At 76.2% G+C, this 16,005-nt stretch carries 12 protein-coding genes and 1 pseudogene; 6 read left to right on the forward strand and 7 right to left on the reverse strand.

Annotated elements, in window-relative coordinates; translation table 11 throughout:
- Window positions 1-52 precede the first annotated feature (52 nt).
- A pseudogene (locus AC27L3_RS09830) lies at window positions 53-457 on the forward strand (LuxR C-terminal-related transcriptional regulator); the annotation flags it as partial.
- Here AC27L3_RS09830 and AC27L3_RS09835 read toward each other — a convergent pair.
- The 6 genes from AC27L3_RS09835 to AC27L3_RS09860 form a co-directional block, all read right to left on the reverse strand.
- Complete coding sequence (locus tag AC27L3_RS09835; protein ID WP_487233610.1) at window positions 383-2,194, reverse strand: ATP-binding cassette domain-containing protein; 1,812 nt, start codon at window positions 2,192-2,194, stop codon at window positions 383-385. The pseudogene AC27L3_RS09830 and the gene AC27L3_RS09835 sit on opposite strands and share 75 nt — an antisense overlap.
- A 166-nt stretch (window positions 2,195-2,360) precedes the next feature.
- Window positions 2,361-4,046 carry an ABC transporter transmembrane domain-containing protein gene (locus tag AC27L3_RS09840; protein WP_487233611.1) on the reverse strand — a complete coding sequence of 562 codons (1,686 nt, stop codon included), beginning with the start codon at window positions 4,044-4,046 and terminating at the stop codon, window positions 2,361-2,363.
- Window positions 4,047-4,124: 78 nt separating this feature from the next.
- Window positions 4,125-4,250 (reverse strand): SapB/AmfS family lanthipeptide, encoded by a 126-nt coding sequence (locus AC27L3_RS09845; protein ID WP_487233612.1) that lies wholly within the window; start codon window positions 4,248-4,250, stop codon window positions 4,125-4,127.
- 36 nt (window positions 4,251-4,286) lie between these two features.
- Window positions 4,287-6,899, reverse strand: a complete 2,613-nt coding sequence (gene lanKC, locus AC27L3_RS09850; RefSeq protein WP_487233613.1) for a class III lanthionine synthetase LanKC — start codon at window positions 6,897-6,899, stop codon at window positions 4,287-4,289.
- Window positions 6,900-7,046: 147 nt separating this feature from the next.
- Window positions 7,047-7,286 (reverse strand): ferredoxin, encoded by a 240-nt coding sequence (locus AC27L3_RS09855; protein WP_487233614.1) that lies wholly within the window; start codon window positions 7,284-7,286, stop codon window positions 7,047-7,049.
- A complete protein-coding gene (locus AC27L3_RS09860) occupies window positions 7,283-8,770 on the reverse strand; it encodes an aldehyde dehydrogenase (RefSeq protein WP_487233615.1) in 1,488 nt (495 codons plus the stop codon). Before AC27L3_RS09860 ends, AC27L3_RS09855 begins: the two co-directional genes overlap by 4 nt.
- Window positions 8,771-9,012: 242 nt before the next feature.
- Here AC27L3_RS09860 and AC27L3_RS09865 point away from each other — a divergent pair, with 242 nt between their 5' ends.
- Genes AC27L3_RS09865 through AC27L3_RS09885 form a run of 5 tightly spaced genes read left to right on the forward strand, consistent with a single transcriptional unit; the run spans window position 9,013 to window position 14,636 of the window.
- Window positions 9,013-10,293 (forward strand): SCO2321 family membrane protein, encoded by a 1,281-nt coding sequence (locus AC27L3_RS09865; RefSeq protein ID WP_487233616.1) that lies wholly within the window; start codon window positions 9,013-9,015, stop codon window positions 10,291-10,293.
- Window positions 10,290-10,940, forward strand: coding sequence for an SCO2322 family protein (locus tag AC27L3_RS09870; RefSeq protein ID WP_487233617.1), 651 nt, complete (start codon window positions 10,290-10,292; stop codon window positions 10,938-10,940). The genes AC27L3_RS09865 and AC27L3_RS09870 overlap by 4 nt, the downstream gene beginning before the upstream one ends.
- Window positions 10,937-12,139 carry an energy-coupling factor transporter transmembrane component T gene (locus AC27L3_RS09875; protein ID WP_487233618.1) on the forward strand — a complete coding sequence of 401 codons (1,203 nt, stop codon included), beginning with the start codon at window positions 10,937-10,939 and terminating at the stop codon, window positions 12,137-12,139. The genes AC27L3_RS09870 and AC27L3_RS09875 overlap by 4 nt, the downstream gene beginning before the upstream one ends.
- Complete coding sequence (locus tag AC27L3_RS09880; RefSeq protein ID WP_487233619.1) at window positions 12,136-13,809, forward strand: ABC transporter ATP-binding protein; 1,674 nt, start codon at window positions 12,136-12,138, stop codon at window positions 13,807-13,809. The genes AC27L3_RS09875 and AC27L3_RS09880 overlap by 4 nt, the downstream gene beginning before the upstream one ends.
- Complete coding sequence (locus AC27L3_RS09885) at window positions 13,758-14,636, forward strand: ECF transporter S component (protein ID WP_487233620.1); 879 nt, start codon at window positions 13,758-13,760, stop codon at window positions 14,634-14,636. Before AC27L3_RS09880 ends, AC27L3_RS09885 begins: the two co-directional genes overlap by 52 nt.
- Here AC27L3_RS09885 and AC27L3_RS09890 read toward each other — a convergent pair.
- The gene (locus AC27L3_RS09890; protein ID WP_487233621.1) at window positions 14,620-15,789 is read right to left on the reverse strand and encodes a steroid 3-ketoacyl-CoA thiolase; all 1,170 of its coding nucleotides are present in this window, start codon (window positions 15,787-15,789) and stop codon (window positions 14,620-14,622) included. The two genes, AC27L3_RS09885 and AC27L3_RS09890, sit on opposite strands and share 17 nt — an antisense overlap.
- Between the last annotated feature and the right edge of the window lie 216 nt (window positions 15,790-16,005).

Raw genomic sequence — 16,005 nt, forward strand, 5'->3', positions numbered from 1 at the left:
CGGGGCCCTCGCCACCTCCCGCGCCCTGCTGCCGGAGGTGTGCGTGGTCGACATGGACAGCCCCGACACGGACGCGGCGGGCGTGCCCCCCAGAGGCCGCGGGTGGTGCGAGAGCCGGGAGGACCCCCGGGACAACGGGGGCGACGCGGGGCGGCCCGGGGGCGCCCTGCTCGCCCTGGTGAGCGCCGGGCGGCCGGGGCCGCTGCGCCGGGCCTACGAGTTGGGGGCCTTGGGATACCTGAGCAAAAACGCTTCACCCGACAGACTCGTCGACGCCATACGCCGCGTCGCCAAGGGCGAGCGCTACATCGACGAGACGCTCGGCTTCAACTTCCTGCAGGCCGCCGAGATCCCCCTCACCCGCCGCGAACTGAGCGTGCTGTCACTGGCCGCCGAGGGCGCCTCCGTCGGCGAGATCGCCCGCAGCCTCCACCTGTCGAACGGAACCGTGCGCAACTACATGGCCGCCATCACCCGCAAGACCGGGGCCCGCAACCGCGTCGACGCCATCCGCATCTCCCGCTGCGCCGGGTGGGTGTGAGCCCTCGCCCACCCCCACCAGGTCCCGGTACAGCGCCGAAGACGCCAGCAGCTCCTCGTGCGTACCGCTCACCGTGCCGGGACCGTCCATCACCAGCACCTTCTGCGCACGGCGGGCGGAACCCGCACGGTGCGCAACCACCACCACGCTGCCGCCGGGGCGCGCCGCGAAGGCGCGCTCCACGCGCTCCTCGGCCGCGGGATCCAGGTGGCAGGTCGCCTCGTCCAGCAGCGCCACGGGGGCCGGCGAGAGGTACGCGCGCACCAGCGCGACAAGTTGCCGCTCCCCCGCCGACAGCTCCCCCGGCACCACGGGGGCGTCCAGCCCGCCCAGCCGGCGCACCAGCGCCTCCGCTCCGATCGCCCCGACCGCGGCGGCGACCTCCGCCTGCGGCACCGCGTCCTCGCGCAGGTAGCGGAAGTTCGCGCCGAGGGTGCCGGAGAAGACGTACGCCTCCTGCGGGATCAGCACCCGGCGCGCGGGCGCTCCCCCGCTGCCGGCCGGCACGCCCGCCACCCGCACCTCGCCCGACCACGGCCGCAACAGGCCCGCCAGCAGCCCTGCCAGCGTGGACTTGCCGGCCCCGCTCGGACCGACCACCACCAGCCGGCCACCGGCCGGCAGCGTCAGATCCAGCTCCCGCAGCACGGGGTCGGCGTGCGCGCCGTAGCCGAAGGTCACCCCGCGCAGCTCCACCGCGGGTGCCGACGGGCTCGGGGGAACCGGCCGCCCCTCCCCGGGCTCCGGCGGTACGGCGGCCAGCCGGCGCAGCACCACCAGGAAGCGCGAACCGCTCGTGCCCAGGCCGTGCACCAGGCCCTGCAGAGCCGGCAGCAGGGACTGGGTCAGATACGTCAGCGCGCCGACCAGGGCACCCGGCGAGACACCGTGGGCCAGCAGCCAGGGGGCGGCGGCCAGCAGCGGTACGACCGGCAGGCGCCCCGCGACGGCCAGCGCCCCGGCGCGCGCCAGCGACCAGCGCGCCAGGGCGTCCGCCGTGCGCCGCCCCTCCTCGATGCGGGCGCCCGCACTCTCGCGCACGACCTGCTCCGCACCGGCGGCGGCGACATCCCGCAACCCGGCCGCCAGCAGGCCGAGGTCCTTCGCCAGCGCCTCGTCGGCCGCCAGGTACGCCTCCTGGCGGCGGGCGAGCGGACGCAACGTCGCCACGAACAGGGCCAGGCCCAGCAGCAGGGGCGGCACGACGACCGCCAGCAGCACCGGCGCCAGCAGGAACAGACCCGCCAGCGCCCCGGCCGCGGTGAAGACGAACGACCGCGTCACCATCAGCAGACCCGCGAAGGTGTCCCGGGCGATCTCCACCTGGTGCGTCAGACGGGAGACGGCACCGCCGTCACCGTCGACCAGGGCGCGCGTGACGACGCGGCGCACGAGGGTGTCGCGCAGCGGCTCGACGAGGGCGGCGATGCCGCGGTACGTACGGGCGGTCCCGAAGGCGCCGACGACGACGGCGAGGGCGGCGACGGCCAGCCAGGCGAGGCCCGCCCGGGGCGCTCCCGCGAGGAACCCGGCGTCCAGGGCCCTGGCCAGGGCGTAGCCGGTGGCGAAGGTGTGCAGGGCCTCGACGGCCGACCAGGCGGCGAGGGCCGCGAGGGGGCGGCGGTGCCGTGCGATGTACCGGAGTGCTGCCACTGCTGTGTCCTCTCCCCGACCCCGCCCTTCCCCCGTTCCCGAGGGGGCTGCGCCCCCTCGCACCCCCGGCCCGCGGCCGGGGCAGGTTCACGGAGGCTGCGCCCCCACGCCCCCACCGGGGGCTGCGCCCCCTGGACCCCCAGGGGGCCGCGCCCCGGCCGCGTGCTCATCCACCGAACACCGCCCGGTACTCGCGCTCCCGGCGCCACAGTTGCTCGTGCGTGCCCACTGCGCGGATGCGGCCGGCGTCCAGCCAGGCCACGCGGTCGGCGCGGGCCGCCGTTGCGGTGCGGTGGGCTATCACCAGGCGGGTGGGGGCCGCGACCGTTCCGGCCAGCAGCGCGGCGCCGACGCGGCGTTCCGTCACCGAGTCGAGGCTCGACGTGGCGTCGTCCAGGATGAGCACCCGGCCCGCGTGGGCGAAGGCCCGGGCGAGGCCGAGGCGTTGGGCCTCGCCGCCGGACAGCGGTGCCTCGTCGCACCGCGTCGCGTACCCCGCCGGCAGGCGCCGTACGAAGTCGTCGGCGCATGCGGCCCGCGCGGCCGCGACGACGTCCGCCCGCGGGGGCTGGTACGCCCCGAGGGCGATCGTGTCGCCGATCGTCTCCCCCAGCAGCGCCGGGCGCTCGAACGCGTACCCCACCGCCCGCCGCAGTGCGTCGTGGGTGAGTTCGCGCAGCGGGACGCCGTCGAGGGTGACGTCCCCGGCCGTGGGGTCGGTCAGGCGGCCGGCCACCGCCGCCAGCAGGGACTTGCCGGTGCCCGATCGGCCGACGACGGCGGTGGTCGTGCCGCCTGGCACGTCCAGGTCGAGGTCCTGCAGCACCCGGCGTCCGCCGCGTTCGACGCTCACGCCGCGCAGGCGCAGTGTGCCGTCGCCGCCGCGGCGGCAGTGCCGCGTGCCGTACGCGAGGGGTTCGAGGCAGCGCACCTCGGCGATGCGTGCGGCCGCGGTGCGGCTGTGGACGAGGGCGTTGACGCGGCCCACGAGCGCGCCCACTCCCGTGGCGAGCGCCGCGTACCGTGCGGCGGCGAGCACGTCGCCGACGCTGAGCGCCCCTTGGGCGAGCCGGAGTCCGGCGACGGCGAGGACGGCGATCTGCAGCAGGGGGACGAGGACGCCGGCCTGTGCGGTGGAGCGGCCCTGCACGCGCCACATGCGGTGGCCGTGCCGGGAGAGGCCGGCGAGCGGTTCGAGGATGCGGTCGCGTTCGCGGGCGGCGGTGCCGGCGGCGGCGATGGTCCGTACGCCGCCGGTGGCCTCCATGAGCCGGCCGGCGAGTTCGCCCTGGTCGCGCTGGTAGCCGGTGAGGGTGTCGGCGGAGGCGCGGGCGAAGGCGCGCAGCAGCAGGGCCAGGAGGGGTGCGCCGGCGAGGAAGACGAGGGCGAGGCGGTGGTCGATGAGGCCGAGGGCGACGATGCCGCCGAGCGGCCCGGCGACGGCCGGGAGGGTGCCGGCGAGGGAGGCGGGTGCGGCGCCGGCGTGGGCGGCGTTGCCGACGAGGCGGGTGACGAGGTCGCCGGCGGGGATGCGGGCGGTGGCGCGGGGGCCTGCCGCCAGGGTGTGGTCGAGGGCGTCGCGGCGCAGCCAGGCCGTGGTGCGCGAGGTGGTGGTGGCGGTGAGGAGGTCGCCGGCGGCGTCGAGGATCGCGCAGGTGGCGATGAGGGCGGCGCACAGCAGGACCCACCGCCCGGCGTCGTGGTCCTCGGCGAGCAGCAGGTCGAGGGTGTGGCCGAGGGCGGCCGGCAGGAGCAGGGCCGCGCCGGTGCTCGCGGTGGTGGCGGCGGCGAGGGCGAGGGTGCGGCCGGCGCTGTGCCGGACGGCGGCGCGCAGGGTGGCCGTGCCGGCCATGCGGGGGTCCTCCCGGAAGGGCGGGGTGGGCCCTCCTCGGGGGAGGGCCCACCAGGTGCGGTCACCCGCGAGCGTGGGTCACAGGCACAGGGCCACGCTGGCCGTGCTCCAGCACAGGAGCAGGCTCGCGTTGCTGCCGCCGCCGTGGCCGCCGTCGTGCGACAGCTCGTCGGACTCCAGGCTCTGCAGGTCGAGGAGCGCCATGGTTCTTCCTTTCGTGGGGACGGATGTTCGTGTGGGTCACGACTCCACCGCGTCCGTTGCGCGGTGGGGCCGGCTCTGGGGCCCCGGCAGGGGCAGGAAGGGCAGCCCGGCGGTGGGTTCGCCGTGGGCGGCCGCGAGGGCGAGCAGGATGCCCGCGCCTCCGGTGGCGAGGTCCATGGACAGCCGCATCATCTGGTGCCCGGGGAAGGCGAGTTCGCCTTGGTAGGGCATGGCGTACCAGTCCATGGCGGCCACTTGGGCGGTCAGGTCGGCGGCCGTCGCGCCGGGCGTGGTGGTGCGGGCGAGGTGCCAGACCATGCCGGCGCGGCCCTGCAGCAGCCCGGGCTGGGCGTAGAAGCGGGAGCGGGCGGCGGTCAGGATGCGGTCGCGGCCCTCGCGCAGGTCCTTGTCGGCGTCCGCGGGGCGGTGGGCGAGGAAGTCGTCGAGCACCGCGCCGATGCCGACGCTGCCGTCGCCGAGGTAGGGCATGGTGCGCCAGCCCTCGTCGACGTCGAGGGAGCCGATGGGGGTGCGCACGCAGGAGGCGAGGTCGGTGCGCAGGGCGGTGCCGGCGAGGTCGAGGAGGGCGGGGTCGCCGGTGCGCTCGTGCAGTCGCAGGAAGAGCAGGGCGGGGCCGGTGGCGCCGTGCAGGAGTCCGGCGCGGCGCCGCCCGGCGGCGGGTTCGGCGAGTTTGCGGGCGGCGGCGCGGGCCGCTTCGCGGGCGCAGGCGTGCAGGTGCGCGTCGTCGGTGGCGCCGGCGAGTTCGTCCAGGAGCAGGCCGACGCCGGCCAGGCCGCCGTGCAGGCCGGGGCCGAGCCGCTGCCACTGTTCGGCGAGGATCGTGCCGGCGAGGTCGTGGGCGCGTGCGGTGTGGCCGAGGTGGTGCAGGGCGAGGGCGGCGCCGGCGATGCCGTCGTAGAGGCCGAGGGGGGTGCCGGGCGGTACGGGGTCGGTGTGCCGCAGCAGCCATTGTTCGCCGGCCTCGTGGCGGCCGGCGCCGGACGCGGCGAGGGCGTAGAGCACTCCGGAGGCGCCGTGGGCCAGGCCCAGGCCGCCGCCGTCGGCGAACTGGGCGATGTCGCCGGGGTAGAGGCGGTCGTCCCGGCCGGGTGTGGCGGAGGCGAGGACGGCCCGGACGAGGGAGTCGCGGGCGGCGGGCCACTGCTGCGGCTCGGGCAGGCCGGCGTAGCGGGGCCGGGGGCCGGGGGCGCGGCGGGCGGGCGGCGTGCCGGTGATCTCGGCGACGGCCTCGTCGAGGAACTCCCGGGGTACGGCGGGGAAGTGCGCGGCGATGGTGTCGGCGAGGTGGGCGGCCTTGCCGCGGTCGACGGTCAGCAGCGTGGTGATCGGCAGGAACAGCGCCAGGCGCAGGCAGGCCAGGGCGTAGCGGTCGACGGCGGTGCCGGTGCGGTCGGGCGGGGCGACGAAGCCGGGGTGGGCGACGACCTGGCGGCCGTGTTCGTCGGCCGGTGCCGCGGCCTCGAAGTCGATGAGGGTGATGCTCTGTTCGTCGGGGGCGACGAGGATGTTGAACATGTGCAGGTCGTTGAAGACCACGCCCCGCTCGTGCACGCGGGCGACGGCGTCCTCGACGGCCCGGTGGATGCGCAGGGCCCACGCGGTGTAGGCGGCGAGGGCGGCCGGGTCGGTCTCGGGGGCGAGCAGCGGGTGGCGTTCGGCGAAGAAGGAGTTCAGGGGCCGGCCCTCGACGAAGTCCATGACGAGGAAGCGGTGGTCGCCGACGGTGAGCCAGTCGCGCAGGCCGGGGGCGACGCCGGTGCCGGCCAGGCTGCGCAGTGCGTCGCGTTCGCGTTCCAGGCGGGTGACGGCGTCGGCGCCGTCGGCGGCGAGCCCGGCGTGCGGGCGGCCCTCCTTGAGGACGACCGCGCTGCCGTCGCGGGTGTCGGTGCCGCGGTAGACGCCGCCGCCGTTGGAGAAGTGCAGGGCCTTCTCGATGCGGTAGGGCAGGTCGGTGACGGTGATGGCGTTGCGGGCGGCCAGGTGGGGCGCCAGGAAGGCGGGCAGCGTGACCCACTCGGGCGTCTGGAAGGCGGGGTTGCGCAGGTCGGGCACGAGGGTGCCGGTGGGGTCCTCGACGGCGGGCACGAGGGCGCCCTTGGCGTCGGTGCAGTAGCGGCGGGCGAAGGCGCCGTAGCGCACGTACAGCGGGCCCTCGTGCCAGCGCAGGTCGGTCAGGATGTACGGGCCGGGCAGGCCGCCGAGGATCTCGTGCAGCTCGGTGAGGACGGTGTGCAGCTGCGCCTCGTCGGCCGGGTAGACGGTGACGAACTTCCCGCTGCCGTCGCGCGGCGCGTACTTGCTGTTGCGCAGGTGCAGCAGGTGGGGCGCGGGCACGAACTTGAACGGGATGCCGCGCGGGACGCAGTAGTCCCATACGGCGGCCGCGGTCTTCTCGGCGCCCTCGGCGGTCGCGGAGACGTGGATCTTCCAGCCCTGCCGGGGCTGCCCGGAGGTGTCGGCGGGCGTGAGGTGGAGCCAGTCACCGCTGCGGGCGCTGCGCCAGCCGGCGGGCATGGGCCGGCGGGCGGTCTCGTACGGGGCCGTGCGGGCGGCGGGTCCGCCGCCCGCGTCGGGGACGTCGTAGAACGCGCGGTCGGCCAGGCAGTAGACCTCGTACCGCTTCTCCATCGGCCCCCCTCTGCCTGCCTGCTGCGGACGGGAAGAGAGTTCCACCGCGGGAGGGGGCCGGGACAGTCACGCGTGTCATGAACATCCCGTGCAGAACGCACGCGTAAATATATGTCCGGACCAGGTCGAACACGCTGCGGCGGGCCCTTATTCGGGAGGGGGGAAGAGCACCTCCCCGGTGGTCTGCAGGCGGATGGTCACGGCCTCGGCGGGGCAGTTCTCGGCGGCCTCCCACACCTCCGCGCGGGCCTCGGTCTCCTCCGTCACGGGGTGCGACTGCCGGGCCGCGTCCAGCCGGAAGGCGCCGGGCGCGGCGGCCGCGCACTGCCCGGAGCCCACGCACAGGCTCCGGTCGACGCTCACCCGCCAGCGCGCGCCCGCGCTCACCGGCCGTCCCCGGTGCCGTGCCGGCGGGGCAGGTGGATGGTCTTCTGCTCCAGGTACTCCGCGTACCCCTCGGGCCCGAACTCCCGGCCGAGGCCGGAGTCCTTGTAGCCGCCGAAGGGCCCGGTCATGTCGAGGCTGAAGGTGTTCACGGAGTACGTGCCGGTGCGCACCCGGCGGGCGATGGCGATGCCGCGCTCGACGTCGCGGGTCCACACGCTGCCGGACAGGCCGTAGTCGGAGTCGTCGGCGATGCGCACGGCCTCCTCCTCGTCGTCGTAGGGCAGCAGGCACACGACCGGGCCGAAGATCTCCTCGCGGGCGACGCGCATGGCGTTGTCGACGTCGCCGAGGAGGGTGGGCTCCACGTACCAGCCCGTGGTCCGCCCGCCGGGGCGGCCGCCGCCGGCCAGGACGGTGGCGCCCTCGCGGCGGGCGAGCGCGATGTACTCCAGCGAGCGGTCGCGCTGGCGCCGGGCGACCAGCGGGCCGACCTCGGTGGCCGGATCGAGCGGATCGCCGACGACGAGCGCGTCCGCCGCGGCCGCCAGGCGCTCGGCGACCTCGGCGTAGTGGGAGCGCGGGGCGAGCACCCGGGTCTGGGCGACGCATGCCTGGCCGTTGTTCATCCAGGCGGCGGGGACGATGCCGGCGACGGCGGCGTCGAGGTCGGCGTCGGGCAGCACGATCGCGGCGGACTTGCCGCCGAGTTCGAGGGTGACGCGGGTCAGGTGGCGGGCGGCGACCTCCATGACGCGCTTGCCGGCCGCGACCGAGCCGGTGAAGGAGACCTTGTCGACGCCGGGGTGGCCGACGAGGTACTCGCCCGTCTCCCGGCCGGCGGGCAGGATGGAGAGCACCCCCTCGGGCAGGCCGGCTCCGGCGGCGACCTCGGCGAGCAGGTACGCGTCCAGCGGGGTCTCCGGCGCGGGCTTGAGCACCACCGAGCAGCCGGCCAGCAGGGCGGGCGCCAGCTTGGCGGCCGCCACGAACTGCGGCACGTTCCAGGGCGCGACGGCCGCCACGACGCCGACCGGCTCCCGGCGCACGAGCAGCGGACCGAGGACGCCGGTGCGGCGCTCCTCGTGCGGGAAGTCGCGGGCGGTGGTGATCGCCGCGTCCCAGACCATGACGGCGCCGAGGGCCTGGGCGAGGACGCTCCAGGAGTAGGGGGAGCCGTTCTGGGCGGAGATCAGCCGGGCGATCTCCTCGTGCCGGGCGGCGATGCCGTCCTTGATGCGGGTGACGACCTCGATGCGCTCGGCGAGCGGCAGTTCCGACCACACGCCGGAGTCGAAGGCCCGCCGGGCGGCGTCCACCGCCCGGTCCACGTCGGCGGGCGAGGCGTGGGGGACGCGGCCGATGACCGCCTCGGTGTGCGGCGAGCGGACCTCGATGACGGCCGCCCTGCGGCCGGGCGGGGCGGGGGCCGGGTCGGTGAGGGTGCCACCGATGAAGAGCTGTCCGTGCTCGACGATGTCGGCCATCGCGGTCGCCTCCCGGAACGTTGCGCCCCATATTCCTGACGGAGCATCAGTTGCGCGTCTCTGTGCTGATAGCAGCTGCCGGGGGACGGGGCAATGGAGGTGCCCAGGGCCGGGGCGGTATCCGGGGCGGCAAAGGGGGCGTATATGTCGATATCAGTGCCCGGTAAGGGGCCGGATAGAGTGGTCGTCCCCTACCGGAAGCGCCGCCACCCGGCCGACTGAACAGACCGAGAGGCACCACCATGGCCCCCTCCCCCGCCGCCCGCGTGCGCCGCGCCGCCGCGACCCTGGCCACCGCCGCCGTCCTGAGCGCAGTGGCCGCCCCCGCGGCCCTGGCCGACGGCGGCTCCCCCGCCCCGGCGGCCACCCCGGCGGCCCCCGGCCTCTTCGGCACCGGCGATCCCCAGTACGACGGCGTCTTCCGGCAGTCGCTCGCCCTCCTCGCCCAGCGCGCCACCGGCGTGACCCCGGCCTCGCAGGCCGTGCGGTGGCTCGCCGGCCAGCAGTGCGCCGACGGCGGCTTCGCCGCGTACCGCGCCGACACCGGCCGGGCGTGCGACGCCAAGGCCGGCGAGTTCACCGACGCCACCGCCACCGCCCTCCAGGCCCTCGCGGCCACCGGCGGCAACGAGCAGGCCGTGGCCAAGGCCATGACCTGGCTCACCGCCCACCAGAACGAGGACGGCGGCTGGGGCATGGCCCCCGGCAACCCCACCGACGCCAACTCCACCGCCAGCGCGATCGGCGCGCTCGCCGCCGCCGGCAAGGACGTCGCCAGGACGACGGCCAGGAGCGGCAGGAGCCCCTACGACGCGCTGATCGCCCTGCAGTCCGGCTGCGACAAGAACGAGGACGAGCGCGGCACCTTCGCGCCCAACGACCTCGCCTCCGCCGCGGCCGCCCTCGGCATGCTCGGCAAGGGCTACCTCGCCGGCTCCCCCGCCAAGGACACCAAGGACGCCAAGCCGGCCGACAAGCCCCTCAAGCCGCTCGAGTGCGCCGACGACTCCTCGGCCAAACCTGCCGACGCGGCCGCCTCCGCCGAGGCCGCCGCCGCGTACCTGGCGAAGAAGACGGAGGCCAACGGCGGCTACCTGAAGTCCGCCATGCCCGGCGCCCCCGAGGGCCCGGACCTGGGCACCACCGCCGACGCCACCCTCGCCCTGGCCGCCGGCGGCCACCGCGCAGCGGCCGACAAGCCCCTGACGTGGCTGCAGTCCGCCGACGCCAAGGCCGCCGAGTGGGCCAAGGGCAACCCCGGCCGCCTCGCCAAGCTCGTCCTCGCCGCGCACGCCGCCGGCGCCGACCCGCGCGCCTTCGGCGGCACCGACCTGGTCGCCGCCCTGAACGACACCGGCCCCGAGCAGCAGCCCACCGGGTCGGCCACCCCGGAGAAGAAGGACGAGAAGAAGAAGGACTCCGGCAAGGGCGCCGGCGTCTGGTGGATCGTCGCCGTCTTCTTCCTCGCCAGCACCGGCGTCGGCTTCCTCATCAGCGGCCGCAGGAAGAAGAACCGGCCGTGACCGGGCGCAGCACCGGGACCCTGTGCGCGGCGCTGCTCGCCGGCGTGCTCGCCGTGCTCGGCGCGGCGCCCGCGCACGCCGACGGCTACCGCTACTGGTCCTTCTGGCAGGCGGGCGGCACCCAGTGGACGTACGCCACGCAGGGGCCGGCCGCGGCCCGGCCCGCGGACGGCAGCGTCGTCGGCTTCCGCTTCGCCGTCAGCAAGGACTCCTCCGACGCCGCGAAACCGCGCACCGCACCCGCCTTCGGGCCGGTGTGCGACGCCACGCCGGCGCGCGAGGGCAGCAAGCGCATCGCCGTCGTCCTCGACTTCGGCACGGCCGCCGACGCCGCGAACGCCGCCGAGCCCCCGGCGGCCCGCAGCGCATGCGCCCAGGTGAAGCAGGATGCGAGCGCCGCCGACGCCCTGGCGGCGGTCGCACCACCGCTGCGCTACGACTCCAACGCCCTGCTGTGCGCCATCGCCGGATACCCGAGGACCGGCTGCGGCGAGAAGGTCGCGGACGCGCCGAAGGCCACCGCGACGCCCGCCGCCGAGCAGCAGGACGACGGCGGCCCCTCCGCCGGGCTGATCGCCGGCATCGCCGCCGTGGTCGCCCTCGGCGGCGCCGCGGCCTGGCAGGCACGGCGGCGTCGCAACGGATGACCCGCGGACACGACCGCGCGAGCGCCCTGCACCCGGGCGCGTGGTGGGTATGGGCACTGGGCCTGGCCACCGCGGCCTCGCGCACGACGAACCCGCTGCTGCTCGGCCTGCTCGTCGCCGTCGCCGGCTACGTCGTCGCCGTGCGGCGCACCGACGCGCCCTGGGCCCGCTCCTACGGGGCGTTCCTGCGCATCGGGCTCGCCGTCCTCGTCATCCGCCTCGTCTTCGCCGTCGTGCTCGGCTCGCCCATCCCCGGCACGCACACCGTCGTGACCCTGCCCGAGGTGCCGCTGCCGCACTGGGCGCGCGGGGTGCGCCTGGGCGGCCGGGTGACCGCCGAGGCCCTGCTCTTCGCCCTGTACGACGGGCTGAAACTGGCCACCCTGCTGGTCTGCGTGGGCGCCGCCAACGCCCTCGCCAGCCCGGCCCGGCTGCTCAAGTCCCTGCCGGGCGCCCTGTACGAGGCGGGCATGGCCGTGGTCGTCGCCATGACCTTCGCCCCCCACCTCGTCGCCGACGTCCGCCGGCTGCGGGCCGCCCGGCGGCTGCGCGGCCGGCCCGACCGCGGCCTGAAGGCCCTGCTCCAGGTCGGCCTGCCCGTGCTGGAGGGCGCGCTGGAGAGGTCCGTCGCCCTGGCCGCGGCGATGGACGCCCGCGGCTACGGACGGACGGCCCACGTGCCGCCCGCGCTGCGGCGCACCACCACCGCCCTCACCCTCGGCGGCCTGCTCGCCGTCTGCGCCGGAACGTACGGCCTGCTGGCCGACGCGGGAGCGGCGTACGGGGCGCCGGTGCTGGTGACGGGCGTCCTCCTGGCCCTCGCGGGCCTGTGGCTCGGCGGACGCCGGACGCTGCGCACCCGCTACCGGCCGGATAAGTGGGGTACACGGGCGTGGCTCGTCGCGGGATCGGGTGCGGCGGTGGCGGCACTGACGATCTGGGCTGCCGCGCGCGAGCCGGCAACGGCCCTGCACCCGCCGGCGTTCCCGCTGACGGCACCGGCGCTGCCGCTGTGGCCGGCGGCGGGCCTGCTGCTGGGCCTGCTGCCGGCGTGGATCGCCCCGGTCCCGCCCTTCCACCGTTCCCGAGTGGGGCTGCGCCCCCTCGCACCCCCCGGGACCGCGCTTCGCGCAGTGTCCTCAAACGCCGGACGGGCTGAAAGCCCGTCCGCGCGTCGCGACAAGGAGCCGCACCCGTGATCCGGTTCGAGAACGTCTCGGTCACCTACGCCGACACCGACCGACCCGTCCTCGCCGGCGTCGACCTCACCGTCCCCGAAGGGGAGTTGTGCCTGCTCGTCGGCCCGTCCGGCGTCGGCAAGTCGACCCTCCTCGGCACGGTCAGCGGGCTCGTCCCGCACTTCAGCGGCGGCACCCTGCACGGCAGGGTGAGCGTCGCGGGCCGCGACACCCGTACGCACCGTCCGCGCGATCTCGCCGACGTCGTCGGCACCGTGGGCCAGGATCCGCTGGCGCACTTCGTGACCGACACCGTCGAGGACGAGCTCGCGTACGGCATGGAGTCCCTGGGCGTCCCGCCGGCCACCATGCGCCGCCGGGTCGAGGAGACCTTGGATCTGCTCGGTCTGGCGGCCCTGCGGGACCGGCCGATCGCCGAGCTCTCCGGCGGGCAGCAGCAGCGGGTGGCGATCGGCTCGGTCCTGACCACGCACCCCAAGGTGCTGGTGCTGGACGAGCCGACGTCCGCCCTGGACCCGGCGGCGGCCGAGGAGGTGCTGGCCGTCCTGCAGCGCCTCGTCCACGACCTGGGCACCACCGTGCTGCTGGCCGAGCACCGGCTGGAGCGGGTCGTGCAGTACGCGGATCGCGTGATCCTGCTGCCGGGTCCGGGCCGGCCCGCGGTGGCCGGTACTCCGGCGGAGGTCATGGCCGTCTCGCCGGTCCGGCCCCCGGTGGTCGCGCTGGGCCGGCTCGCGGGCTGGTCGCCGGTGCCGTTGACGGTGCGCGACGCCCGCCGCCGGGCGGGCGGGCTGCGCGAGCGCCTGGCCCCGTACGCGCCCGCCGTGAGCGCACCGCAGGCGGCCGCGCCCGTGCCCCGCCCCCGCCGCCCGTGGCGGAGGAGGGTCCGGCCCGCCGAGGCGGCGGCGCCTGCCGCGCAGCTGACGGACGTGGCCGTGCGCCGGGGCCGCGTGCCGGCCCTGCGCGAGGTGGCGCTGTCGGTGGGCGCCGGGGAGACGGTGGCGCTGATGGGTCGCAACGGTGCCGGCAAGTCGACGCTTCTGCGCACGCTGGCCGGTCTGCACGAGCCGCAGCGCGGCACGGTGCGCGTCGGTGGCGCGGACCCGCGCCGCGTGCCCGCGCGCGAGATGGTGCGGCACGTCGGTCTCGTACCGCAGGACCCGCGGGACCTGCTGTACGCGGACACGGTGGCCGCGGAGTGCGCGGCCGCCGATCAGGACGCGGGGGCGGAGCCGGGCACGTGCCGGGCCCTGGTCTCGGAGCTGCTGCCGGAGGTGGCCGACGCCGCGCATCCGCGCGATCTGTCGGAGGGGCAGCGGCTGGCGCTGGTGCTGGCGGTGGTGCTCACGGCCGGGCCGCCGCTGCTGCTCCTGGACGAGCCGACGCGCGGCCTGGACTACGCGGCCAAGGCCCGTCTGGTGGGGCATCTGCGGGCGCTGGCCGCGGCCGGCCACGCCATCGTGCTGGCCACGCACGACGTGGAGCTGGCCGCCGAGGTGGCGCACCGGGTGGTGGTGCTGGCGGAGGGCGAGGTGGTGGCCGACGGGCCGACGGCGGAGGTCGTGGTCTCCTCGCCGGCGTTCGCCCCGCAGGTCGCGAAGATCCTGGCGCCCCAGCCGTGGCTGACGGTGGCGCAGGTGGAGCAGGCCCTGGGAAAGGAGGCGTCGTGACCCGTCCCGTCCGGCTCGGCCCCCGGTCGGTCGCCGCCCTGGTCCTGGTCACGGTCGTCGGCGTGGCCGCCTTCGGCTGGCCGCTGCTGGCCGCACCCGGCTCGGGGCTGGCGCATTCGGGGGACGCGCCCTGGCTGTTCGCCGCTCTGCTGCCGTTGCTGCTGGCCGTGGTGGTGGCGACGGTCGCCGACACCGGCCTGCAGGCGAAGGCGGTGGCGATGCTGGGGGTGCTGGCGGCGGCGGGTGCGGCGCTGCGGCCGCTGGGGGCGGGCACGGCGGGCATCGAGCCGATGTTCTTCCTGATGGTGCTCTCGGGCCGGGTGCTGGGGCCGGGCTTCGGGTTCGTGCTGGGTTCGGTGTCGATGTTCGCCTCGGCCCTGCTGACCGGCGGGGTGGGGCCGTGGTTGCCGTTCCAGATGCTGGCCATGGGCTGGGTGACCATGGGTGCGGGGCTGCTGCCGGGGGCAAAGCGGTGGCGCGGCCGCCGGGAGACGGTGCTGCTGGCGGCGTACGGCGCGGTGGCGTCGGTGGCCTACGGCACGGTGATGAACCTCCAGGGCTGGCCGTACATCGGCTCGCTGGCCTCGGGGATCTCCTTCGTGCCGGGGGATCCGCTGCCGGACAACCTGGCCCGGTTCGCCGCCTACTGCCTGTCGACCTCCCTGGGCTGGGACCTGCCGCGGGCCGTGGTGACGGTGGTGGCCACGCTCACGGTGGGGCCGGCGGTGCTGCGGGCGCTGCGCCGGGCGACGCGGCGGGCGGCGTTCGATGCGCCGGTGGCGTTCACGCAGGCCCCGCCGCGGGATCCCCTCACAGCCGCTGAATGATCGTCGCCGCGGCCTGGGCCCCGCCCGCGCACATGGTGACGAGGGCGAATTCGCCGTCGCGGCGTTCGAGTTCGTGCAGGGCGGTGGTGATCAGACGGGCGCCGGTGGCGCCGACGGGGTGGCCGAGGGCGATGGCGCCGCCGTTGACGTTGACCTTCTCCAGGTCCTGGTCGAAGACCTGGGCCCAGGAGAGCACCACGGAGGCGAAGGCCTCGTTGATCTCGACGAGGTCGATGTCGCGCAGCGACATGCCGGCCCTGCCGAGCACGGCCCGGGTGGCGTCGACGGGGCCGTCGAGGTGGAAGTGCGGGTCGGCGCCGACGAGGGCCTGGGCGACGATGCGGGCGCGGGGGCGCAGCCGCAGGGCGCGGGCCATGCGCTTGGAGGCCCACATCAGGGCGGCGGCGCCGTCGGATATCTGCGAGGAGTTGCCGGCGGTGTGCACGGCGGTGGGCATGACGGGTTTGAGGCCGGCGAGGGCTTCCGGGGTGGTGTCGCGTAAGCCCTCGTCGCGGTCGACCGAGCGCCACATGCCGCCTCCGGCGAGCTGTTCCTCCTCGGTGGTGGGCACCTGGACGGCGAAGGTCTCGCGCTTGAAGCGCTCCTCGGCCCAGGCGCGGGCGGCCCGCTGCTGGGAGAGCAGGCCGAGGGCGTCGACGCGTTCGCGGGTCAGGCCGCGCCGGCGGGCAATGCGTTCGGCGGCCTCGAACTGGTTGGGCAGGTCGACGTTCCACTCGTCGGGGAAGGGCTTGCCCGGTCCGTGCTTGGAGCCGCTTCCCAGCGGCACGCGGGACATGGCCTCCACGCCGCAGGCGATGCCGACGTCGATGACGCCGGTGGCGATCATGTTGGCGACGAGGTGGTTGGCCTGCTGGGAGGAGGCGCACTGGGCGTCGACGGTGGTGGCCGCGGTCTCGTAGGGCAGGCCCATGGCGAGCCAGGCGGTGCGGGCGGGGTTCATGGCCTGTTCCCCGGCGTGGGTGACGGTGCCGCCGACGATCTGCTCGACGCAGTCGGGCTGGATGCCGGTGCGGGCGAGCACCTCGCGGTAGGTCTCGCCCAGCAGGTAGGCGGGGTGGAGGTTGGCGAGCGTGCCTCCGCGCTTGCCGATCGGGGTGCGTACGGCTTCGACGATGACGGGTTCGGCGGCCATTGGCTCGTTCGCTCCTTAAGCGTCGCGGGGCGTCCCGGCGCCCCGGCCGGCAACGAGGGCCTGTCCGGCGGTTCGTTTCGTGCCCCGTAAGGGGCGCGGGGGGCAGTGCCGCTGTGCGGCTGCCGCCGTGTGGCCGCGGATCGGTACCGCCCCGCGTCCCTTGCGGGGCACGGCACGATCCGCCGGAAAGGCCCTGGTACGTGTTCCAGTTCCGCC

This window comes from Streptomyces sp. PKA51, assembly GCF_057552455.1.